The sequence below is a fragment of the Actinomadura fulvescens genome, assembly GCF_039533225.1.
GTDB lineage: Bacteria > Actinomycetota > Actinomycetes > Streptosporangiales > Streptosporangiaceae > Spirillospora > Spirillospora fulvescens.
Genome location: NZ_BAAATD010000002.1, coordinates 1048891 through 1074464 on the forward strand (window position 1 = coordinate 1048891; position 25574 = coordinate 1074464).

6 protein-coding genes are annotated in these 25574 nt (G+C 71.8%); 4 read left to right on the plus strand and 2 right to left on the minus strand.

Features of this window, described 5'->3' with window-relative positions; genetic code table 11:
* Nucleotides 1-10: 10 nt before the first annotated feature.
* Both sbnB and sbnA read right to left on the minus strand, forming a co-directional pair.
* A complete protein-coding gene (gene sbnB / locus ABD333_RS11555; RefSeq protein ID WP_344540319.1) occupies nt 11-1036 on the minus strand; it encodes a 2,3-diaminopropionate biosynthesis protein SbnB in 1026 nt (341 codons plus the stop codon).
* Between the two features lie 41 nt (nt 1037-1077).
* Entirely contained in the window at nt 1078-2103 is a 1026-nt protein-coding gene (sbnA, locus tag ABD333_RS11560; protein WP_344540320.1) for a 2,3-diaminopropionate biosynthesis protein SbnA, read from the minus strand.
* 345 nt (nt 2104-2448) lie between these two features.
* Here sbnA and ABD333_RS11565 point away from each other — a divergent pair, with 345 nt between their 5' ends.
* The 4 genes from ABD333_RS11565 (at nt 2449) to ABD333_RS11580 (ending at nt 25565) form a co-directional block, all read left to right on the plus strand.
* Nucleotides 2449-3975, plus strand: a complete 1527-nt coding sequence (locus ABD333_RS11565; RefSeq protein ID WP_344540321.1) for an amino acid adenylation domain-containing protein — start codon at nt 2449-2451, stop codon at nt 3973-3975.
* A gap of 442 nt (nt 3976-4417) precedes the next feature.
* Nucleotides 4418-13990, plus strand: coding sequence for an amino acid adenylation domain-containing protein (locus ABD333_RS11570; RefSeq protein WP_344540322.1), 9573 nt, complete (start codon nt 4418-4420; stop codon nt 13988-13990).
* The gene (locus ABD333_RS11575) at nt 13987-21633 is read left to right on the plus strand and encodes an amino acid adenylation domain-containing protein (protein ID WP_344540323.1); all 7647 of its coding nucleotides are present in this window, start codon (nt 13987-13989) and stop codon (nt 21631-21633) included. The genes ABD333_RS11570 and ABD333_RS11575 overlap by 4 nt, the downstream gene beginning before the upstream one ends.
* Complete coding sequence (locus tag ABD333_RS11580; protein WP_344540324.1) at nt 21630-25565, plus strand: amino acid adenylation domain-containing protein; 3936 nt, start codon at nt 21630-21632, stop codon at nt 25563-25565. Before ABD333_RS11575 ends, ABD333_RS11580 begins: the two co-directional genes overlap by 4 nt.
* Nucleotides 25566-25574: the final 9 nt, after the last annotated feature.

A 25574-nucleotide genomic window follows, 5' to 3' on the forward strand; every position in this document is an offset into this window, starting at 1 on the left:
CCCCGGGCCGTCAGCCGTAACGCTTGAGCTCGTGGAAGAAGCCGGGCACGGTCCGCAGATCTCCCGAGGCGGTCACCTGGTCGTAGACGTAGCGCGCGACGGCGAGGTCCAGGACGCCGAGGCCGAACGGGGAGAACACCACCGGCCTGTCGGCGGGCGGCGTGACCGCGCCGGTGAGGACGTCGTAGAGCGTCCCGGCGACGAAATCGCGGTGGCCCACCCGCTGCTCGGCCAGATGCGGCGAGGTGTTGGCCTTCATGCAGTGCTCGACGTCGTCCACCACGTTGCAGGAGGCCAGGATGATCTCGGGGGAGAGGTCGCGCAGCGAGACGTGCAGCACCAGCGGGTTGTGCGCGAACCAGGCCGGGTCGGTCACGTGCGGCTCGCCCGCCACGGTGGCGAACACGATGAGATCGGACGAGCGGACCAGGTCCTCGGCCGACTCGTGGATGGTGATGGTCCCCCGCTCGGTCCGTTCGAGGTAGCCCTTGAAGCCCTCCGCGTGCTCGCGCGACAGGTCGTGGACGCCCAGCTCGTCGAAGGCGAAGCCGTTGCCCGCCAGGTAGGTGTGGATGTAGCGGGCGATCAGGCCGACGCCGAAGAACCCCACGCGCGTGGGACGCGTGCCCCGGCGGGCGCTGAGCTCGGCCGCGGCGAGGGCGGCGGAGGCGGCCGTCCGGGCGGCGCTGATGATGGAGCTCTCCAGGCAGGCGAACGGGTAGCCCGTCTCGGTGTCGTTGAGGATCAGCACGGCGGACGCCCGCGGGAGGCCCGCCCCCACGTTCTCCGGGAAGCTGGAGATCCACTTGATGCCGTGCACGTTCACCTCGCCCTTGACCGAGGCGGGCAGCGCGATGATCCGCGACGACGGGCGGTCGGGGAAGCGCAGGAAGTAGGAGTCCGGATTGACCGTCGCGCCCTCGCCGTGCAGCCGGTAGGCGGCCTCGATCATCCGGGTGACCTGGTCTTCCCGGCCGGTGATCGCCTCGTGGACCTGGGCGCCTGAGATCACGGCGAAGGAGGGGGGCTGCGTCATGGTGGGTCGAACTCCGGAAAAAGGCGACAGAAGGGCAGAAATCAGATACCGAGGATATCGGCGTTGGGAAGGTTCAGGTCGGCGAGGATGTGGCCGAAGTTGTCGCGCAGCCAGCTCTCCTCATAGATGGAGTCGAGATAGCGCTCGCCCAGATCGGGGGCTATCGCGACGGCCACGGGAGACTCGCCGGGGTATTTCTCGGCGAGCCAGCGCTCCGCGCCGCTGACGACGGTCCCGGTCGACCCGCCGAAGAGGAAGCCGCGCGACGACAGCCGGTGCACCGTGCGGATCGTGTCGGTCTCGGGCACGTGCACGACGTCGTCGATGAACGACTCGTCGACCAGCTCGGGACGGCTGCTGGTGCCGAGCCCGGGCACCATCCGGCGTTCGGGGATGCCGCCGAAGGTCACGGACCCGACCGCGTCGATCGCGACGATGGTGACCGGGCGGCCCCGCTCCCGGAAGTACCGGGCGCAGCCCATCAGCGTGCCCGTCGTGCCGGCGCCGACGAAGAGCACCTCCAGGCCGGGAAAGTGCCGGTCGATGGCCGGTGCCGTGCCCCGGTAGTGCGCCATCCAGTTGCTGTGGTTGGCGTACTGGTTGAGCCAGACGTACTCCGCCCCGCCCTCCACCGCGCCCTCGGCCCCGCCGTCCGGCTTGGTCGCGCACAGCTCCCGCACGTACCTGATCCGGCTCTCCAGGAAACCGCCGTTGGCGTCCTGCCGCGAGATGACCCGCACCTCCGTGCCGAGCGCCCGCATGAGGCGCATCGAGGCCGGGTTGCAGCGGGGGTCGGTGACGCAGACGAAGCGGTAGCCCTTGCTCGCCGCGATGATGCTGAGCGCGATGCCGAGGTTGCCCGAGGACGACTCGACGATGATCGAATCGGGGGTCAGCACGCCGTCCCGCTCGGCCGCCTCGACCATCTCGGCGGCGGCCTTGAGCTTCACCGAGCCGGCGAAATTGAATCCCTCGCATTTGAGATAGAGCGGGCAGTCGAGAACCGGCCGGAGATCAACATAGAGATCCTCGACGTTGAAGTCCTGCGGCGAGGTGATTACGGGCACGCTGCCACCCTTGCAGAAACGACGATCGACACGTCCGCTGAAGTTATGACTGTCCTGCCGAGGGACATGGATTCGTGATCCCGCGCCGTCCCGTGTATCGAATACCCAGAAAGCAATTTCGGGTGTTCCCCCATCCGCCCCCGAAGCATGCCGCGAGGATCTCATCGCACCATGGCGGAGCATCACCGTACCTTCGGGGTTGTTCCCCCGCAACCCCCGACTTACCGCTCGGTAGTCTACTAAGAGGCGATTCTGGCGACGATTCGGGCTTGGTTCGACATAAGCTGTTGGACCGCCATGATTTACCGATGACGGTGGAGAATTCCTACATCACGGAGAGTTAAGATGAATGCTGGCGGACAGGTCGCTGAACGGCTGCTCGGCCCGGCCGGGCTGCCCGTGCTGGCCGTCTCTCCGGCGGAGGCGGCGCGGGCCCGGGAGCTGGCCGCCCGCCACGGCATGACGCGCGAGCATCCGGTCGACCTCGCCGACCCGGTCATCACGCGGGTCGAGCGCTTCGCCGCGGCGGGCGACCGCCCCGCCGTCACCGACGCGACGCGTTCGCTCTCCTACGCCGGGCTCGCCGCCGAGGCCCGCCGCCTCGCCACGCTGCTGGAACGCGCGGGCGTCGAGCCGGGCACCGTCGTCGGCGTGGGCGGCGCGCGCTGTGCCACCGTGATCTCCGCGTTCCTCGCCATCGAGCTGATCGGCGCGCTCTACGTCCCCGCCGACGAGACCTGGCCGGCCGCGCGGGTCCGTGACGTGCTCGCCCAGGCCGGAGCGGGCGTCCTGCTGACCGTCGACGCGGGGGAGCCGGCGCCGGCGCTGCGCGCGGGCGCTGCCGAGGCGGGCTGCGAGATCATCCGGGCCGGCGCCGCGGACGCCTGCGAGCCGTGGCCGGGTGAGCCGCGGCTGCACGCCCTCGACCAGCCCCGATACGTGCTCTTCACCTCGGGCTCGACCGGCAGGCCCAAGGGCGCCGTGGTGGAGCACCAGGGCATGATCAACCATCTCCACGCCAAGATCGTCGACCTGGAGCTCACGCCCGCCGACGTCCTGGCGCAGACGGCCCCGCTGGGCTTCGACATCTCGGTCTGGCAGATGCTCTGCCCGCTGCTCGTCGGCGGCAGGGTGGACGTCATCGGCGACGACGTCGGGCATGACCCGATGGCCTTCGCCCGGGCCGTCGACGAGCAGGGCATCACCATCGTCGAGCTGGTCCCGACCATGGTCAGGCACCTTCTCGACGATCTGCGGCCTGGGTCGCTCGGCGGCCTGCGGTGGATGATCGCCACCGGTGAGGAGCTGCCCGCCGAGCTGTCGCGCCGCTGGCTGGAGACCATGCCGCACGCCCGGTTGCTCAACGCCTACGGCCCGACCGAGTGCTCCGACGACGTGACCCACCACACGGTGACCGCCAAGGACCTTGAGCTTCTCCGGCTGCCGATCGGCACTCCGATCGTCAATGCGCAGCTCTACGTGCTGCGGCATGAGGACGACGGGACGTGGAGCGCCTGCGATCTCGGCGAGACCGGCGAGCTCTTCGTCGGCGGCGTCTGCGTGGGGCGCGGCTATCTCGGTGACGATGAGCGCACCCGCGAGGCCTTCTACGCCGACCCGTTCGAGCGGACGCCCTCCGGCCGTCTCTACCGGACCGGGGACGCCGTCAAGCTGCTGTCACCCTCGGCGTCCGGCGCGGGAGCGCCCACCCTGCAGTACCTGGGGCGCGTCGACCGGCAGGTCAAAATCGCGGGGGTCCGGATGGAGCTCGGCGAGATCGAGGCCGTGCTGCAGCGGCACCCGGGCGTGGGGGCCGCCGCCGTCGTGGTGCACGAGTATCCGGTCAATCCCGCCGCCGCCGTGGACCGCTGAGCCCGGCTCGGGCATCGGTCACTCTCCGTGTTCGCATTGGCCGAGTTCGGTCGTCAACCGTTGTCACTTGTCGAGCGTCCCAAGGACCGCGAGCTGCCTCTTTTGTCACGACTGTGAGCAATTTCTGCGGCTAAGTTCTGCTTGAGGGGGGATTGCGAGGCATGTGACAGGCTGGTTAACTGTGGCTCCGCTACTCCTGAGTACAGACGTGGTCGAGGGCTCGCCCCCTGGCCGGGGGGCGGGAAAGCAGCGGCGCTCTGCACTGGTGGGAGCCGACTCGGCGCGATGGGGTCGCGCGTGAGCGACGCGAGGCCGGCAGGGACTCGGGGAAAGGGGACGGGGTACAGCCCGAAGTTTCGTCGTCACGCAATTTCGGCCCCGGAAGGGGCGATCCCACTTGGCGTTTCAGTAAATCCCCTCAGACCCGGGAAAGTGCCGCCTGATGTCGTCCACCGAGTACGTTCCTCTTTCCACCGCTCAGCAGAGCGTCTGGTACGCGCAGCAACTGGCACCCGAAACGCCGATTCATATTGCGCAGTACATCGAGATCGAGGGTCCGGTGGACCACGCGTTGTTCGATCGAGTGGCGGCCATCTCGGCGCACGAGGCCGAATCCATGAACGCCCGGATCGTCGAGCGCGACGGCATTCCGCACCAGATTCTCGATAGCGCGGCGACCGCCACCATTCCGCTCATCGATCTCAGCGCTGAGAAGGACCCCCGGGCGGCCGCGCGGGCCTGGATGCGCGAGCGCATGGCCGAACCGCTGCCATTGGACGGCGAGCGCCTTTACGTCACCGGGTGGCTGCGCCTGGGGCCCGAACTGCACTGGTGGTTCATCCGCGCCCACCACATCATCGCGGACGCCTTCACCGGCTCGGTCGTCAGCCGCCGAGCCGCCGAGGTCTACACGACGCTGGCGAACGGCGGGGAGTACGTGCCCGCCGAGCGCGGCTCGTACCGGAGCCTGCTCGCCGAGGACGCCGCCTACCGCACCTCGGAGAAGTTCGAGCGCGACCGCGCCTACTGGACCGGGCGCTTCGCCGACAAGCCGGCCGCCGTCAGCCTGAGCGACGATCTCGCCGACCCGACGCCGTGGCCGCTGAGCCGGGTCACCACGCTGGCGCCCGGCACGACGGCCCGCCTCGCCGCCGGGGCGCGGCGGCTGCGCACCGCCACCCAGGCCCTGTCCATCGCCGCGACCGCCGCGTACGTGGCGCGGATGACCGGCACGCGGGACGTCATCCTCGGGCTGGCGGTCAGCGGCCGCACCACGCCGCTGGCGCAGGAGACCACGGCGATGTTCTCCAACGTCCTGCCGCTGCGGGTCGAGGTGCGGCCGGAGATGACCGTCGAGGAACTGGTCCGCACGGTGACCCGGGCCACCGCGCGGGCACTGCGGCACCAGCGCTACCGCCGCGAGGACCTGCTGCGCGACCTGAAGCTGCTGGGCGAACGGCGGCGCCTGTACGGACCGCTCGTCAACATCATGGCCTTCGACTACCGGCTGGACTTCGCCGGCACGCCCGGCCGCATGCACGCCATCACCACAGGTCCCGTCGAGGACCTGTCGATCAACATCTACGACAACTTCGACGGCAACGGCCTGCGGGTGGACTTCGAGGCGCACCCCGACCTCTACACCGAGGCCGAGGTCGCCACCCACCAGGACCGTTTCATGCGGTTCCTGACGGCGCTCGGCGACGTCGACCCGGCCACGCCGCTCCGCGACGTCGAACTGCTGGACGCCGGCGAGCGCCGTCAGGTGCTGGAGACGTGGAACGGGCCCGCCGTGCCGCGTTCCGGCACCGTGTGGCCCGCGCTGTTCGAGGCGCAGGCCGCCGCGACCCCGGATGCCACGGCCGTCCGCCACGGCGGCGGGACGCTGACGTACCGGGAGCTGAACGCGCGCGCCAACCGGCTCGCCCGGCGGCTGATGGCGCTCGGCGTCGGCCCCGAGGACCTGGTCTCCGTCGCCCTCCCGCGCGACGCCGAGCTGGTCGTGGCGCTGACGGCGATCCTCAAGGCGGGCGCCGCGTACCAGCCCGTCGACCTCGCCTATCCGCGGGACCGGATCGCCTACATGCTGGCGGACGCCAAGCCCGCCTGCGTTCTCACCACCAGCGGCGCGAGCCTTCCCGGCGACGTCCCCCGGATCGAGCTCGACCGCCTCGGCGACGACTCCGGCCTCTCGGCCGCCAACGTCACCGACGCCGAACGCACCCGCCCGCTCGGCCTCGGCAACGTCGCGTACGTGATCTACACCTCGGGTTCGACCGGGCGGCCCAAGGGCGTCGTGACCACCTACGGCGACATGGACGCGTTCCGCACGCGGGCGATCGAGTTCTTCGGCGCCGGCAGCCTGCGGCGCGTGCTGTTCGCCGCCTCGCTCAACTTCGACCTGTCGGTCTGCGAGTGGCTGGTGCCGCTGACGCTCGGCGGTGAGATCGAGGTCGTCCGGGATCTGCTGGAGGTGGGCGAACGCGGCGGCTGGACCGGCACGTTCGTCGGCGGCGTTCCCTCCGCCGCCTCGGCCGTGCTGGGCCGCCCGGACGTGCGGCTCGACGTCTCGTCCATCGGGCTGGGCGGCGAGGCCCTGCCGCCCCCGCTGCTGCGGGAGATCCGCCGGCAGGCGCCGGGAGCCCGCATCTCCAACATCTACGGCCCGACGGAGACGACCGTCGTCGTGGTCACCTGGCACGACGACGGCAACCCGGAGGCGCGGGCGCCGATCGGCCGGCCGATGGCCAACGTGCGCGCCTACGTGCTGGACGCGTCGCTGCGGCCCGTGCCGGCCGGGGTGCCCGGTGAGCTCTACATCGGCGGCGCGGGCGTCGCCCGCGGATACCTCGGCCGCCCGGGTCTCACCGCCGACCGGTTCGTGGCCGATCCCTTCGGCGCGCCGGGCGAGCGCATGTACCGCACCGGCGACCTGGCGCGCTGGGCCGCTGACGGCACGCTCGAATACCTGGGCCGCGCCGACCATCAGGTCAAGGTGCGCGGCTTCCGCATCGAGCTGGGCGAGGTCGAGGCCGCCTTCGCCGCCCATCCCGGGGTCAGGCAGAGCGTCGTCGCCGCCCGCACCGACGACGTGGGCGACACCGTGCTGGTCGCCTACGTCGTCCCGGCCGAGCCCGGCATGCCGCTCGACCAGACCGCGCTGCGCGACTTCGCGGGCCGGACGCTGCCGGAGTACATGCTGCCGTCGGCGGTCGTGCCGCTGGCCGAGCTGCCGCTCAACCCCGCCGGGAAGCTCGACCGCGCCGCCCTGCCCGCCCCCGACTTCGCGGCGGCGGTCGCCGGGCGCGGCCCGCGCGACGCCCGCGAGGAGATCCTCTGCGGGATCTTCGCCGAGGTGCTCGGGCTGCCCGCCGTCGGCGTCGACGACGGCTTCTTCGACCTCGGCGGCGACTCGCTCAAGGCGACCCGGGTGGTCGCGCGCGCCCGCGCCGCGCTGAACGCCGAGCTGCCGGTCCGGGCGCTCTTCGAGACGCCGACCGTGGCCGGGATCGCGAGCCGCGTCGCCGCCGCGGCGGCCGGGACCGAGGGTACGGGGGAGGTGCGGCCGGCGCTCCTGCCGGCGGCCCGCCCCGACCCGCTGCCGGTGTCGTACGCGCAGGAACGGCTGTGGTTCCTCAACCGGCTCGAAGGCCCGACCGCCACCTACAACATGCCGATCCCGCTGCGGCTCACCGGCGAGATCGACCACGACGCGCTGCGGGCCGCGCTGCGCGACGTGATCGCCCGGCACGAGTCGCTGCGGACGGTGTTCGGCGAGGCCGACGGCGAGCCGTACCAGCGCATCCTCGGCGCGGACGAGGCCGAGCCGGAGCTGACGATCACCGACGCGGCGGACGGCGACCTGCACGGCCGGCTGTTCATGGACGCCACGCGCGGGTTCGACCTGGCCGCCGAGCCGCCGCTCCGCGCCTTCCTCTACCGGCTCGCCCCCGCCGAGCACGTCCTGCTGCTCGTCATGCACCACATCGCCGGTGACGGCTGGTCCCTGGCGCCGCTGGCAAGGGACGTCATCACCGCCTACATCGCCCGCCGCGACGGCGCGGCACCGGGCTGGAAACCGCTGCCGGTGCAGTACGCCGACTACGCGCTCTGGCAGCGGGAGCTCCTCGGCAGCGGCCCGGGCAGCCTCGCCGCCCGCCAGCTCGACTACTGGAAGGGCGCCCTGGCGGGCCTGCCGGACCAGATCGCGCTGCCCACCGACCGCCCGCGCCCCGAACGGGCGTCCTACCGGGGCGGCCAGGTCACCTTCGAGGTGCCACGCGAGCTGGCGGACGGCCTGTCCGCGCTGGCCCGCGACCACCAGGTCAGCCTCTTCATGGTGCTGCAGGCCGCGCTCGCCGCGCTCCTCACGCGGCTCGGCGCGGGAACCGACGTGCCGCTCGGCTCGCCGATCGCGGGCCGGACGGACGAGGCGCAGGGCGAGCTGGTCGGCGTCTTCGTCAACACCCTCGTCCTGCGCACCGACACCTCCGGCGACCCCGCGTTCGCCGAGCTGCTCGCCCGGGTACGGGAGACCGACCTCGCCGCGTACGCCCACCAGGACGTGCCGTTCGAACGCCTCGTCGACACGCTCAACCCGGCGCGGTCGCTCGCCCGGCATCCGCTCTTCCAGGTCATGCTCACCCTGCAGAACAACCCGGCTCCGTCGGTCGAGCTGCCCGGGCTGACCGTCGCCGTCGAGCCGGTGGACCCGGGGGTGGCCAAGTTCGACCTGGAGTTCCTGCTGGAAGAGCCGGTGAACGGCACCGGGGGAATGGTCGGGACGATCGAGTACGCGCTCGACCTCTTCGACCGCGCGACCGTCGAACGGCTGGCCGGCTGGTACCGGCGGGTGCTGGAGACCGTCGTCTCCGACGCCTCGGTCGCCGTCTCCGGCCTGGAGCTGCCGGGCGTGGAGGAACTGCGGGCGGCGGAGGAGCGGCCCACGACCAAGCGCCTGGTCGCGTACGTCGTCGCCGCGCCCGGGCAGACCCTCGACCCCGAGGAACTGCGCGCCCACGTCCGCCGGCACCTGCCCGACGCGATGGTGCCCTCGGCCGTGGTCGTCCTGGACCAGCTGCCGCTGACGCCCAACGGCAAGGTCGACACCAGGGCGCTGCCCCGGCCCGAGATCACCGAGCCCGCGACCGCGGCCGCCTACCGTGCCCCGCGCGACGCCCGCGAGGAGACGATCGCCGCCGTCATCGCCGGCCTGCTGGGCGTGCCCCGGGTCGGCATCGACGACGACTTCTTCGAGCGGGGCGGCAACTCGCTCATCGCGATGCGGGTCGTCAGCCGGATCCGCCGGGCGCTCCAGGTCGAGCTGCCCGTGCGCGCGCTGTTCGAGGCGCCGACCGTCGCCCTGCTGTCGGCGCGGCTGGACGAGCTGGCTGCGGGCGAGGCCGGGCGCCCGGTGCTGGCGCGGCGCGAACGCCCCGAGGCCGTCCCGCTGTCGTACGCGCAGCAGCGGCTGTGGTTCCTCAACCGGTTCGAGGGGCCGTCCGCCACCTACAACATGCCGACCGCGCTGCGCATCCGCGGCGCCCTCGACCACGAGGCGCTGCAGGCGGCCCTCGGTGACCTGGTGGCGCGGCACGAGACACTGCGCACGATCCTGCCCGACAGCGGCGGCGTCCCACGGCAGCTGGTCCTCGACCCGGCGGTGGCACGGCCCGAGCTCCAGATCACCGAGTGCACCGCGGCCGAGCTGCCCTCCCGGCTCGGGACGGCCGCGGGCTACGCGTTCGACATCTCCGCCGAGCCGCCGCTCCGCGCGCACCTCTACAAGATCGCGCCGGGCGAGCACGTCGTGCTGCTCCTCATGCACCACATCGCCGGGGACGGCTGGTCGATGGCGCCGCTCGCCAAGGATCTGATCTCGGCGTACGCGGCGCGCGGCGAGGGCAGGGCGCCGGATTGGGCGCCGTTGCCGGTGCAGTACGCCGATTACACGCTGTGGCAGCAGGAGTTGTTCGGGTCGGAGGACGATCCTGACAGTCTCGTGTCGCGGCAGCTCGCGTACTGGAAGGACGCCCTCGCCGGGCTCCCCGAGGAGCTGGAACTGCCCGCGGACCGGCCGCGCCCGGCCGCCGCCTCCTACCGGGGCGGCACGGCCCGCTTCCGGCTCGGCGCCGATGTGCGCGCGGCGCTGCTGAAGACGGCGCGCGAGACCGGCGCCAGCCCGTTCATGGTCGCGCAGGCGGCCTTCGCCGCGCTGCTGACCCGGCTCGGCGCCGGCGCGGACGTTCCGATCGGCTCGCCCATCGCGGGCCGGACGGACGAGGCGCTGGACGACCTGATCGGCATGTTCGTCAACATGCTCGTCTTCCGCACCGACACCTCCGGCGACCCCACGTTCCGGGACCTCGTCGCGCGGGTGCGGGACACCGACCTCGCCGCGTACGCGCACCAGGACGTCCCGTTCGAGCGGCTGGTCGAGGTGCTCAACCCGTCTCGTCACCTCGGCCGCCATCCGCTCTTCCAGGTGGGCCTGACCTTCCAGAACAACCCGGAGGCGAGGCTGGAGCTGCCCGGCTTCAGCGCGGAGGTCGAGCCGCTGCACGCCGGTGTCGCCCGCTTCGACCTCCTCATGGTGCTGACCGAGCGCGAGGACGGCCTGGACGGCGAGCTGGAGTACGCGCTCGACCTCTACGACCCGGCCACGGCGCGGCGGCTCGTCGGCCGCTTCGAGCGGTATCTGACCGCGCTGCTCGCCGACCCCGAGGCCCGGATCAGCGAGATCGACGTCCTTGATCCCGCCGAGCGCGAGACCATCCTCACCGACTGGGCGGGCGGCTCCGCGCAATCGGTGGAGCGGTCGACGATTCCCGCGTTGTTCGAGGCGTGGGCGGGGTTGCGGCCGGATGCTGCGGCGGTGACGTTTGAGGGTTTGACGCTCTCGTACGGCGAGGTGAACGCGCGGGCTAATCGGCTGGCTCGTCACTTGGTCGCTCAGGGTGTTGGTCCTGAGCAGTTCGTGGCGTTGAGGTTGCCGCGTTCTGCCGATCTGGTCGTGGCTGTGCTGGCGGTGCTCAAGGCGGGTGCGGCGTATGTGCCGATCGATCCGGACTATCCGGCGGACCGCATCGACTTCATGCTGGAGGACGCCAAGCCTGTCTTGACGCTGGAGAGCGTTGACGTCCCCGAAGGGTACGACGACTCCGACCTGGGAGTGCCCGTCTCGCCGGATAGCCCGGCGTATGTGATCTACACGTCGGGGTCGACGGGTCGGCCGAAGGGTGTGGTGGTTCCGCATCAGAACGTGGTGCGGCTGCTGCGTTCCACTGAGCAGTGGTTTGATTTCGGCCCCGATGACGTGTGGACGTTGTTCCACTCCTACGCGTTCGACTTCTCGGTCTGGGAGCTGTGGGGCTCGCTGCTGTACGGCGGTCGCCTGGTCGTCGTCCCGTACCTGACGAGCCGTTCCCCCGAGGACTTCCTGAAGCTTCTGGCGGCTGAGAGGGTCACGGTTCTCAATCAGACGCCGTCGGCGTTCTATCAGCTGATGGCCGCTGACCGGGATAACCCGGGAACCGACTTGGCGTTGCGCTACGTCGTCTTTGGCGGCGAGGCGCTGGAGCTGGGTCGTCTCGAAGACTGGTACAGCCGTCACGCCGATGACGCGCCCACGTTGGTCAACATGTACGGGATCACCGAGACGACCGTGCACGTCTCGTACGTGGCGCTCGACCGTGCGTACGCAGCCACCGCACCCGGCAGCATCATCGGCACCGGCATCCCGGACCTCCGGGTGTACGTGCTCGACGCACGCCTCCAGCCGGTCGCGCCCGGAGTGGCGGGTGAGTTGTATGTGGCGGGTGCCGGTCTGGCTCGCGGTTATCTCGGCCGTCAGGCCCTGACCGCTGAACGTTTCGTCGCCGATCCGTACGGCAAGCCCGGCACGCGCATGTATCGCACGGGCGACGTCGGCCGCTGGCTGGACGACGGCCGTCTCGAATATCTGGGGCGGTCCGATCAGCAGGTGCAGTTGCGTGGTTTCCGCATCGAGCCGGGCGAGATCGAGTCGGTCCTGCTCCGTCATGGGTCGGTGTCGGATGTGGCGGTGCTCGTCCGCGACCAACGCCTGATCGCCTACGTGGCCGGTGCCGGTGTCGATCCCACCGAGCTGCGCCGTTTCGCCGCCCGTGATCTTCCCGACCATATGGTCCCGGCGACGATCGTCCGGCTCGATGCCCTGCCGCTCACCCCGAACGGCAAGCTCGACCGCAAGGCCCTGCCCGCACCCGATTTCACTGCCCAGGTCTCCGCACGCACACCCCGCACCACCGAAGAGGAGACCCTCGCTGCCCTGTTCGCTGAAGTGCTCGGGCTGGAGCGCGTCGGCGTCGATGATGGCTTCTTCGATCTGGGCGGGGACTCGATCATCGCGATCCAGCTGGTGTCGCGGGCCCGCCAGTCCGGTCTGGTCATCTCGCCTCGCGACGTCTTCCAGCACCAGACCGTCGAAGAACTCGCCACCATCGCCAAACCCGTCGGCGAGGGCGAGGAGATCGAGGCCGAGGCGCCGGGGACCGGTACCGGGCCGGTTCCGATCACTCCGATCGTGGCGTGGCTGCGCGACCGGGTCGGCGGCGACGCGGAGCTGATCCGCGGCTTCCACCAGTCGATGTTGCTCCGGACGCCCCCGGACCTCGGCACGGACCGGCTGGCCGCCGCGTTCCAGACGCTGCTCGACCACCACGACCTGCTGCGGCTGCGGCTCGACGTGGAGGGCGACCGGTGGCAGCCCGTCGTCCGGCCGGCCGGGACGGTCGCCGCGGGTGACCTCGTCACCCGCGTCGACACCGCCGCCCTGGACGCCGACAAGCTCGCCCGGGTCATCGCCGAGCACGCCGCCGCGGCGCGCGACCGCCTCGATCCCGTCGCGGGCATCACCGGGCAGCTGGTGTGGTTCGACGCGGGACCGGCGCAGGGCCGCCTGCTGGTCGTCCTGCACCACCTCGTCGTGGACGGGGTCTCCTGGCGCATCCTGCTGCCGGACCTGGTCACCGCGTGGGCGGGCGGCGAGCTCCAGCCCGCCGCGACCTCGTTCCGGCGCTGGGCGCAGCGGCTCACCGCCGCCGCGACCGACCCGGCGCGCGCCGAGGCCGAACTCGACACCTGGCTCGACATCGTGGACGGCCCCGTCCAGCCTCTCGCGGACCGGGCACTCGACCCGCGCGTGGACATCGCCGCCCGCGCCCGGACGGTACGTCTGGACCTGCCCGCGGACACGACCCGGCCGCTGCTCACCGACGTGCCCGCCGCGTTCCACGGCCGCGTCAACGACGTGCTGCTCACCGGCCTCGCGCTCGCCGTGGCGCACTGGCGCGGGAACCGGGGCGGCCGGGGCACCGGCGTGCTCATCGATCTGGAAGGCCACGGCCGTGCGGACGTCGTGCCGGGGGTGGACCTCTCGCGCACCGTGGGCTGGTTCACCTCGATCCATCCCGTCCGGCTCGACGCGGGCACGATCGGCCGGGCCGAGGTGCGGGACGGCGGCCAGGCCGTCGGCACCGCCATCAAGAAGGTCAAGGAACAGCTGCGCGAGATCCCAGGCGACGGCATCGGCTACGGCCTGCTCCGCCACCTCAACGCCGAGGCGGCCGGGGAGCTCGCCGATCTCGCGCCCGCGCAGATCGCGTTCAACTACCTCGGCCGGGTGGACCCGGGCGGCGAGGGCGGCGACTGGAGCCTGGCCGCCGAGGAGACGCCCGGCGGCGAGGACCCGCGCATGCCCATGGCCCACGTCCTGGAGATCAACGTGATCACCCGGGACCTGGCGGGCGGCCCGGAACTGAGCGCCATCTGGACCTGGCCGGACGGGCTGCTCGCCGAGGACGACGTGCGAGAGCTCGCCGAGGGCTGGTTCGAGGCGCTGCGCGGCCTGGTCGCGCACGTCAGCGGCGACGGCACCGGGGCGGCGGGCGGCGGGTTCACCCCGTCCGACCTCCTGGTGGACCTCGACCAGGGCGAGATCGACCGACTGCAGGACGCCTGGAGGCAGCAGCATTGAACCGTGGTGACCTTGAGGACATCCTGCCGCTGTCGCCGCTGCAGCAGGGCTTCTTCTTCCATGCCCTGTACGACTCGGACACGACGGACGTCTACACGGCGCAGCTCGTCCTCGATCTCGACGGGCCGCTGGACGCCGCCGCCCTGCGCACCGCCGCGGACACCCTGCTGCGGCGCCACTCCAACCTGCGTGCCGGGTTCTGGCACGAAGGGCTGTCCAAGCCCGTCCAGGTGATCCCGCGCGGCGTCGAGCTGCCCTGGGAGGAGATCGAGGTCGCGGACGAGGCCGAGGCGGACACGATCGTGGCGCGGGAACGCTCGCGCCGCTTCGATGTGACCGCACCGCCGCTGCTGCGGTTCGTCCTGGTCAGGCTGGGCGCCGGACGCCACCGGCTGGTGTTCACCAACCACCACATCCTGCTCGACGGGTGGTCCACGCCGGTTCTGGCGACCGAGCTGTTCATGCTGTACGTCCAGGGCGGGCATGACACGGGCTTCCCGCGCGTCACCCCGTACAAGAGCTACCTCGCCTGGCTCACCAAGCAGGACCGCGGCGCCGCCGAGGAGGCTTGGCGGCGCGCGCTCGACGGCGTGGCCGAGCCGAGCCTTGTCGCGCCCGACGCGGCCGGGCGTCCGCCCGTCCTGCCCGAACGGACCATCACCGAGCTGGACGAGCGGCTGACCAAGAAGCTTCAGCGTGCCGCCCGGCGGCACGGCGTCACGCTCAGCACCGTGCTGCAGGGCGCATGGGGTCTGGTGCTCGGACGCCTGCTCGGCACGAACGACGTGGTCTTCGGCTCCACCGTCTCGGGCCGGCCCGCGGAGCTGCCCGGCATCGAGCAGATGATCGGGCTCTTCATCAACACCCTGCCCGTCCGCGTCCGGTATCGGCCCGGCGAGCCTCTCTCCGCGCTCATGGAACGGCTCCAGGACGAGCAGGCCGAGCTGCTGCCGCACCACCACCTCGGTCTCACCGACATCCAGCGGATGGCGGGCCACGGCCAGCTGTTCGACACGATGACCGTGCTGGAGAACTACCCGTTCGACCCGGCCTCGATGGACGGGTCGCTGAACGGCGTGCGGATCGCCGGCGCCGGCTCCTACGACGCGACGCACTTCCCGCTGTCGTTCGTCGCAGTGCCCGGCCCGGCGCTGTCACTGCGGCTGCACTACCGGCCGGACGTCTACGGCAAGGACGTCGTCGAGGCGCTGCTGGCCCGGGTCCGGCGCGTCCTGGAGGCGTTCGCCACCGACTCCGGGAAGCCGATCGGCGCGGTCGAGCTCGCGGGCGAGCAGGAGCGCGCCCGGCTGGCCGCCTGGAACGACACGGCCGCCGAGACGCGCCCCGGCACGCTGCCGGACCTCTTCGAGGCGCAGGCCGCGCGGACGCCGGACGACGTCGCGCTGGTGTGCGGCGTCCTCACGCTGACGTACGCGGAGCTGAACGAGCGGGCCAACCGCCTCGCGCACGAGCTGATCGCGCGCGGCGTGGGGCCCGAGGACCGGGTGGCGCTGGTGCTGCCCCGCACGCCCGAGATCGTCGTCTCGATCCTCGGCGTGCTGAAGGCGGGCGCGGCCTACGTGCCGATCGATCCGGAGTACCCGGCCGACCGCGTCGCCCACCTGCTCGGCGACTGCCGTCCCGCCCTGACGATCACCGAGGCCCTGGACGTCGCGGGCCGCCCCTCGCACGACCCCGCACGGGAGTCGTCCGAGGGCGACGCCGCGTACGTCATCTACACCTCGGGCTCGACCGGACGGCCCAAGGGCGTGGTGGTGCCGCACGCCGGCGTCCTCAACTACTTCGAGGCGCACCGGGCCGCGTTCTTCGATCCGGCCGTCGAGGCGGCGGGCGGCCGGCGGCTGCGGTTCGCGCATCTGGCGTCGTTCTCGTTCGACACGTCGTGGATGGGCCTGCTGTGGATGATGTACGGCCACGAGCTGCATCTCATCGACGACGAGACGCGCCGCGACGTGGAGGCCTACGCCGAGTACGTCGCCAAGGCGCGCATCGATCTGGTCAACACCACGCCGTCGCACTTCCAGTCGCTCCGGGAAGCCGGGCTGCTCACGGAGGACGGCCGGCACCGGCCGTCGCAGCTGCTGCTCGGCGGTGAGGCGATCAGCGCCGCGCTGTGGAACGAGCTGCGCGCGCTGCCCGGCGTGACGACCCGCAACTTCTATGGCCCCACCGAGTCGACGATCGACACGATGAACCAGGTCGTCGGGCTCAGCGAACGTCCCACGGTCGGCGGCCCCTACCGCAACACCCGCGCGTACGTGCTCGACCCGGCGCTTCAGCCCGTTCCGCCCGGTGTTCCCGGAGAGCTCTATCTCGCCGGTGCGCAGGTGGCGCGCGGCTATCTCGACCGGCCTGCCCTGACCGCGGAACGGTTCGTCGCCGACCCGTTCGGTGAGCCGGGCGACCGGATGTACCGGACCGGCGACCTGGCGCGCTGGACTCCCGAGGGCCACGTGGAGTACCTCGGGCGGGTCGACGACCAGGTGAAGATCCGCGGTTACCGGGTCGAGCTCGGCGAGATCGAGAGCGTCGTCGGCGCGTACGCGGGCGTCGCGCAGTCCGCCGTCGTCGTCCGTGAGGACTCGCCGGGGGACAGGCGCCTCGCCGCCTACGTCGCCGGGGAGGTGGACGTCCCCGCGCTGCGCCGGCACGTCGCCGCGAGCCTGCCCGATCACATGGTGCCCTCGATCACGCCGCTGGACGCGCTGCCGCTGACCGTGCACGGGAAGCTGGACCGCCGGGCGCTGCCCGCGCCGGGCGCCGGGGCGCCGGTCAGCCGCGCGCCGCGGTCACCGCGCGAGGAGATCCTCGCCGGGCTGTTCGCCGAGGTGCTCGGCGTCGCGCGGGTCGGCGTGGACGACGGGTTCTTCGCGCTCGGCGGCGACTCGCTGAGCGCGACCAGGCTGGTCGGCAGGATCCGGTCGGCGCTCGGCGTGGAACTGCCGATCCGGGCGCTCTTCGAGGCGCCGACGGTGGCCGGTCTGGCCGTCCGGCTCGCGGAGGCGTCCGGCGACGTGCGGCCCGCGCTCGCGCGCGCCGATCCGCGCCCGCGGACCGTTCCGCTGTCGTACGCGCAGCAGCGGCTGTGGTTCCTCAACCGGTTCGAGGGCCGCTCCACGACGTTCACCATGCCGGCGGCCCTGCGGCTTGCCGGCGCCGTCGACCACGAGGCCCTCCAGGCCGCCCTCGGCGACGTGGTGGCGCGGCACGAGTCGCTCCGCACGATCTTCCCGGACGCCTCCGGCACCGCGCGGCAGCTCGTGCTCGACCCGGCGCAGGCGCGGCCACGGCTCACCGTGACCGAGACCGACGAGGCCCGGCTGCCGGCCGAGCTCGCCGCCGCCGCCGGGCAGGGCTTCGACCTGTCGGTCGAGCCGCCGCTGCGGGTGCGGCTGTTCTCGCTCGGCGGCGACGTCCACGTTCTGCTGCTGGTCCTGCACCACATCGCGGCGGACGGCTGGTCGATGGCACCGCTGGCGCGGGACGTGATCCTGGCGTACGCGGCGCGCGGTGAGGGCAGGGCGCCGGATTGGGCGCCGTTGCCGGTGCAGTACGCCGACTACACGCTGTGGCAGCAGGAGTTGTTCGGGTCGGAGGACGATCCCGGCAGCCTCGTGTCGCGGCAGCTCGCGTACTGGAAGGACGCCCTCGCCGGGCTCCCCGATCAGCTGGAGCTCCCGGCCGACCGGCCTCGCCCGGCCGAGGCGAGTCACCGGGGCGCCACGTTCGCCTTCGAGCTCGACGCCGGCCTGCACGCCCGCCTGCTGAAACTGGCGCGCGAGAGCGGCGCGAGCCTCTTCATGGTGATGCAGGCGGCCTACGCGGCGCTGCTGACCCGGCTCGGCGCCGGCACGGACGTGCCGATCGGCTCGCCCATCGCGGGCCGGACGGACGAGGCGCTGGACGACCTCGTCGGCATGTTCGTGAACATGCTCGTGCTGCGCACCGACACCTCGGGCGACCCGTCGTTCCGTGAACTGATCGGGCGGGTCAAGGAGACCGACCTCGCCGCGTACGCGCACCAGGACCTGCCTTTCGAGCGGCTCGTCGAGGTGCTCAACCCGGCGCGGTCCATGTCCCGGCATCCGCTCTTCCAGGTGGCGCTGTCCTTCCAGAACAACCCCGAGGCCAGGCTCGAACTGGACGGGATGAGCGTGGGAGTCGAGCCGCTCACGTCGGGCGCCGCCAAGTACGACCTGTCCCTTTACCTGGAGGAACGGCACGGCGAGGACGGCGCTCCCGCCGGGATCGAAGCCGGGTTGGAATACGCGCTCGACCTCTTCGACCCCGCCACCGCCGAGTCGATCGCCGCCCGCTTCGAACGGCTCGTGCGCGAACTGCTCGACGCCCCCGACGAGCCGATCGGCACCGCCGAGATCCTCGACCGGGCCGAACGCCGCACCATCGTGCGCAAGTGGGCGGGCGGCTCCGCCGAATCGGTGGAGCGGTCGACGATTCCGGCGTTGTTCGAGGCGCAGGTGGCGGCGCGGCCGGATGCTGCGGCGGTGACGTTTGAGGGTTTGACGCTGTCGTATGGCGAGGTGAACGCGCGGGCTAATCGGCTGGCTCGTCATCTGGTGGCTCAGGGGGTTGGTGCTGAGCAGTTTGTGGCTTTGAGGTTGCCGCGTTCTGCTGATCTGGTGGTCGCTGTGCTGGCGGTGCTGAAGACGGGTGCGGCGTATGTGCCGATCGATCCTGACTACCCGGCGGATCGCATCGCGTTCATGCTGGAGGACGCCAAGCCTGTTCTGACGCTCGACTCGGTCGACGTGCCGGGTGAGTACGACGACTCCGACCTGGGTGTGGCGGTGTCGCCGGATGGTCCGGCGTATGTGATCTACACGTCGGGGTCGACGGGCCGGCCGAAGGGTGTGGTGGTTCCGCATCAGAACGTGGTGCGGCTGCTGCGTTCGACCGAGCAGTGGTTCGGGTTCGGGTCCGATGATGTGTGGACGCTGTTCCACTCCTACGCTTTCGACTTCTCGGTATGGGAATTGTGGGGGCCGCTTCTGTACGGCGGTCGATTGGTAGTCGTTCCCTATCTCGTTTCGCGGTCGCCGGATGAGTTCCTGAAACTCCTCGCGGCTGAGAGGGTCACGGTTCTCAATCAGACGCCGTCGGCGTTCTATCAGCTGATGGCCGCTGACCGGGATAACCCTGGCACCGACTTGGCGTTGCGCTACGTCGTCTTTGGCGGCGAGGCGCTGGAATTGGGTCGTCTCGAAGACTGGTACAGCCGTCACGCCGATGACGCGCCCACGTTGGTCAACATGTACGGGATCACCGAGACGACCGTGCACGTCTCGTACGTGGCGCTCGACCGTGCGTACGCCGCGACCGCACCCGGCAGCATCATCGGCACCGGCATCCCGGACCTCCGGGTGTACGTGCTCGACGCACGCCTCCAGCCCGTTCCGCCCGGTGTCTCCGGCGAACTGTACGTGGCGGGCGCGGGCCTGGCGCGCGGATACCTCAACCGTCACGCCCTGACCGCCGAACGTTTCGTCGCCGATCCGTACGGCAAGCCCGGCACGCGCATGTACCGGACCGGTGACCTGGGCCGTTGGCGCCGCGACGGCAGCCTCGAATACCTCGGCCGTGCCGACGAGCAGGTGCAGTTGCGTGGTTTCCGCATCGAGCCGGGGGAGATCGAGTCGGTCCTGGCTCGTCATGAGTCGGTGTCGGATGTGGCGGTGATCGTCCGCGACCAACGCCTGATCGCCTACGTGGCCGGTGCCGGTGTCGATCCCACCGAGGTGCGCCGTTTCGCCGCTCGTGATCTTCCCGACCACATGGTCCCGGCGACGATCGTCCGGCTCGATGCCCTGCCGCTCACGCCGAACGGCAAGCTCGACCGCAAGGCCCTGCCCGCACCCGACTTCGCAGCCCAGGTCTCCGCACACACACCTCGCACCGCCGAAGAGGAGACCCTCGCCGCCCTCTTCGCTGAGGTGCTCGGGCTGGAGCGCGTCGGCGTCGATGACGGTTTCTTCGATCTGGGCGGGGATTCGATCATCGCGATCCAGCTGGTGTCGCGGGCCCGCCAGTCCGGTCTGGTCATCTCGCCTCGCGACGTCTTCCAGCACCAGACCGTCGAAGAACTCGCCGCCATCGCCGAACCGGTCGGTGACGAGGTCGAGACCGAACCGCCCGGCACCGGCACGGGACCGGTCCCGCCGACCCCGATCATGCACTGGTTCCGCGGCCTGCGGGGACCGGTCACCGACTACAGCCAGCGCATGCTGCTCCACGTCCCGCCCGCCCTGGGAACCGGACGGCTGGCGGCGGCTCTCCAGACGGTCCTCGACCACCACGACATGCTGCGCCTGCGCGTGACCGGCGACGAGTTCGAGGTCACCGAGCCCGGCACGGTCGACGCGGCGTCGCTGCTGCGCCGCGTGGACATCGAGGGCATGACCGGCGAGGCCCTCCTCGCCCTTCTCGGCGACGAGGCGCGCGCCGCGAAGGCACGTCTCGACCCGGCCGCGGGCGTCATGGCCCAGCTGGTCTGGTGCGACGCGGGCCCCGCCTCGGGCAGGCTCCTGCTGACCCTGCACCATCTGGTCGTGGACGGGGTCTCCTGGCGCATCCTCCTGCCCGACCTTGTCACCGCCTGGGCCGGGGGAGAACTCCAGCCGGTCCCCACCTCGTTCCGCCGCTGGGCCCAGCGTCTGGTCGCTGAAGCCTCCGAACCCTCCCGGGCAGCCGAACTCCCCCTCTGGACCGACATCCAGAACACCCCTGACCCGCTGCTCGGCGCCCGCCCGCTTGACCCCGCGACCGACACGTTCGGCACCGCCCGCCACCTCACCCTCGACCTGCCCGCCGACGTGACGGGGCCGCTGCTCACCGACGTGCCCGCCGCGTTCCACGGCCGCGTCAACGACGTGCTGCTCACCGGCCTCGCGCTCGCCGTCGCCGAGTGGCGGCGCGGCGACGACCCGGCGGTGCTGATCGAGCTGGAGGGCCACGGCCGCGAGGAGATCGTCCCCGGCGTGGACCTGTCCCGCACGACCGGCTGGTTCACCTCGATCTTCCCCGTCCGGCTCGACGCGGGCCCGATCGACTGGGCCGAGGTCGTCGAGGGCGGCCAGGCCGTCGGCACCGCGCTCAAGCGGATCAAGGAGCAGCTCCGCGAGATCCCCGACAACGGCGTCGGCTACGGCCTGCTGCGCCACCTCAACCCCGCCACCCGCGACCACCTGACGGGCCGTGCCCCGCAGATCGCCTTCAACTACCTCGGCCGGTCCGCGGCCCCCGAGGCCACCGACTGGGCCCCGGCCGCGCAGGCCGAGCACGACGCTCTCGGCGGCGGCCAGAACGACGCGCTGGCCCTCGTCCACACCATCGAGGTCAACGCCCACACGCGCGACCTGCCCGGCGGCCCCGAACTGTCGGCGACCTGGACCTGGGCGGGCGCCGTCCTCTCCGAAGCCGACGTCGCGTCCCTCGCGGACAAGTGGTTCGCGGCCCTGCGCGGTCTCGCCGCCCACGTCACCGAGGGCGGCGACGGCGGCCCGGTCGGCGGCTTCACCCCCTCTGACCTCTCCCTCGTGGAGGTCGGCCAGGACGAGATCGACGAACTGGCCGCGGAACTCGACGACGAATGGGACCTCGGATGACGGCACCGGCACGGCGGCAGGCTCAGCAGAAGCAGTCCCAGCTGGAGGACATCCTGCCGCTGTCGCCGCTGCAACAGGGGCTGTTCTTCCACGCCCTGCACGACAGCGGCGAGGACGTCTACACGGCGCAGGTCGTGTTCGACCTTGAGGGGCCGCTCGACGTGGCGGCGCTGAAGACGGCCGCGGCGACGTTGCTGCGGCGGCACGCCAACCTGCGGGCCGGGTTCCGGCAGCGCAAGGAGGGCACGCCGGTCCAGATCGTGCAGCGGCAGGTGCGGCTGCCGTGGCAGGACGTCGACCTGAGCGGGCTGCCGGAGACCGACCGTTCGGCGGAGGCCACGGCGGTCGCCGAGCGGGACCGGACGACGCCGTTCGACATGGCCAGGCCGCCGCTGCTCAGGTTCACGCTGATCAAGCTGGCGGACGGTCGGCACCGGATGGTGTTCACCAACCACCACATCCTGCTGGACGGCTGGTCCACGCCGGTGCTCCAGACCGAGCTGTTCGCGTTGTACCTGGCCGGGGGCGACGACACCGGGATGCCGCGTGTCACCCCGTACAAGAACTATCTGGCCTGGCTCGCCAAGCAGAACCGGGCCGCGGCTGAGGAGGCGTGGCGACGCGCGCTGGCAGGAGTGGAGGAGCCTACGCTCATCGCCCCGGAGGCCAAGGCGGGCGCGGGTGAGCCCGGCCGGGTGCGGCTCAGGCTGAGCGAACGGCTGACCGCCGACCTGAACGCACGGGCGCGCGCCCAGGGCGTGACGCTCAACACGGTGCTGCAACTCGCGTGGGGCATGCTGCTCGGGCGGCTCACCGGCACCACCGACGCCGTCTTCGGCGCGGCCGTGTCGGGGCGCCCGGGGGAGCTGCCGGGCGTCGAGCAGATGATCGGGCTCTTCATCAACACCCTGCCGATCCGCGTGCGGGTGCGTCCGGCGGACACGGTCGCCGAGGCGCTGACGCGGCTGCAGGGCGAGCAGGCCGAGCTGATGGCCCACCACCACCTGGGCCTTGCCGACATCCAGCGGCTCACTCCCGTCGGCACGCTCTTCGACACGATGACCGTGCTGGAGAACTACCCGTTCGACCCGGACGCGGCCGGCACGGACCTGGGCGGCCTGACGCTGACCGACGTCGACGGCTACGACGCCAGCCACTATCCGCTGGCGCTCGCGGCGGTCCCCGGGCGTGAGCTGTCGCTGCGCGTCGACTACCGGACCGACGTGTTCGGGCGCGCGGACGCCGAACGGCTGGCGGAACGGCTCGTCCGGATCTTCGAGGCCATCGCGCACCGGCCCGAGGCCCGGCTGGCGTCGGTGGACGTCCTCACCGAACGCGAGACCGCCGAGGTTCTGCGGGAGTGGCAGGGGCCTGTGGCGGAGCGGCGCACCGGGACCATCACCGGACGCTTCGCTGACTGGGTCCGGGCGACTCCCGATGCCGAGGCGATCCGCTGGGCGGGGCAGTCCATCACGTTCGCCGAGCTCGACGCGCGGGCCAACCGGCTCGCGCACCGGCTGATCGGCCTCGGGGTGCGGCCGGAGACGCCGGTGGCCATGCTCCTCGAACGCTCGGCCGACGCGATCGTGGCGTCGCTGGCGGTGCTCAAGGCGGGCGGCGCGTACGCCCCCATCCACCACGGCTACCCGCCGGACCGCATGGCCTGGGCCGTGGCCGAGGTCGGCGCGCCGGTGCTCCTGGTCAACACCCCGATGAAGGACCGCGCCGCCGAGCTGGACGGATCGGCCACCGTGGTCGTGGTGGACGACGACCCGGAACTGGCCGTCCAGCCGAGCACCGATCCCGGCGTCGTCAACCGGCCCGACCAGCTCGCGTTCGTGTTGTTCACCTCCGGCTCGACCGGGATGCCGAAGGGCGTGATGCTCCGGCACCGTGACGCGGTCGACCTGGTGGACGACGCGACCATGCGCAGCGGCGGGCACGACCGCGTGCTGGTGCACTCGGCGCACGCGTTCGACGCCTCAACGTATGAGATGTGGGTGGCGCCGCTGGCCGGCGGCTGTGCCGTCGTCGCGCCGCCCGGACAGCTGGACGCCGCCGGGCTCGAACGCGTCATCGGCGACGAGAACGTCACCGGCATCTTCATCACCACCACCCTCTTCAACCTCGTCGCGGAGGAGCGGCCGACGGCCTTCGCCGGGCTCACGGAGGTGCTCACCGGCGGGGAGGCGGGTTCCCCGGCGGCGATGCGGAAGGTCCTGGCGGCCTGCCCCGGCACCGAGGTCGGCCACGTCTACGGGCCGACGGAGGCCACCACCTATACGACGGTCACCGGCATGCGCGCGCCGCTCTCGGCCGGCGACCGGTCGCCCGTGCTGGGCCGCCCGATCGACAACATGCGGCTGTACGTGCTGGACGAGGGACTGCGGCCCGTCCCGCCCGGCGTGACGGGCGAGGCCTACATCGCGGGCGCGGGCGTCGGCCGCGGCTACCTCGACCGGCCGGGCCTCACCGCCGAACGTTACGTCGCCGACCCGTTCGGCATACCGGGCGAACGCATGTACCGGACGGGCGACCTGGTCCGATGGCGGCCGGACGGGCGGCTGGAGTACGTCGACCGGGCCGACTTCCAGGTGAAGATCCGCGGTTTCCGCATCGAGCTCGGCGAGATCGAGTCCGCGCTCGCCGCCCATCCCGGCGTCGCCAACGTGGCGGTCGTCGCCCGCGAGGACACGCCGGGCGTCAAGCGGCTCGCCGCCTACGTGATCCCCGCCGCCGACGTCTCCGCCGACCCCGGCCGGTTCGGGGAGCAGCTGCGGCGGTGGGTGGCGTCGCGGCTGCCGGAGTACATGGTCCCGGCGGCGTTCACGGTCCTGGACACGTTCCCCGTGAACCCCAACGGCAAGCTCGACCGGCGTGCGCTGCCCGTGCCCGACTACGGCCAGGGCAACGCGGGACGCGATCCGGAGACGGCGGAGGAGGAGCTGCTCTGCGGGCTGTTCGCGCAGGTGCTGGAGGTCGAACGGGCCGGCGCGGACGTCAGCTTCTTCGACCTCGGCGGGGACAGCATCACCGCGATCAAGCTGGTGACGCGGGCACGGCAGGCCGGGCTGGAGCTCGCGCCGCGGGACGTCTTCACCTACCAGACGGTGGAGGCGCTCACCCGGCGCGGTGAGCAGGAACGGCTCGGGTTCGAGGTGCTGCTGCCGATCCGGGAGACGGGTTCGCGCCCGCCGCTGTTCTTCGTTCACCCGGCGGGCGGGCTGGCGTGGAGCTACCTGCAGTTCCAGCGGCACCTGAGCCCGGACCAGCCGATCTATGGACTGCAGGCCAGTGCGTTCACGCGCGATGAGCTGCCGGGGTCGGTCGAGGAGATGGCGCGCGACTACCTGGCCGAGATCCGCTCCGTTCAGCCGGAGGGGCCGTACCACCTGGCGGGCTGGTCCCTGGGCGGGCTCATCGCCTACGAGATGGCCTGCCTGCTGCAGGCCGGCGGCGAGGACGTGGCGCTGCTCGCGCTCATCGACGCCTTCCACACCCAGAAGCTGGAGTCGGAGAAGCGCGAGGTCCTGCCCGAGCTGCTGGAGTCGATCGGCATCGACGCCACGATGATCTCCGAGGACGGCAACCCGGACCTGGAGCAGATCCTCGCGGTGCTGGCCGACCGCGAGGACGCGCTGTCCACGCTCGGCGAGGACGACCTGGTCAACGTCTACCGCAACTACGAGAACGGGCTGTACCGCGCCGAGGAGTACCGGCCCGGCCCGTTCCGCGGCGACGTCGTCTTCTTCACCGCGCTCCGGGGACGCACCGGCGACATGCCCACCGGACCGGCCAACTGGGGTCCGCTCGTCGACGGGCGGATCGAGGACCATCCGCTCGACGTCGACCACCACCTGCTGATGGAACCCGCCCCCGCCGCCGAGATCGGCGCCGTCCTGGCCGCCAGGCTCGACGCATTGCACGGATAGGAAGGACAC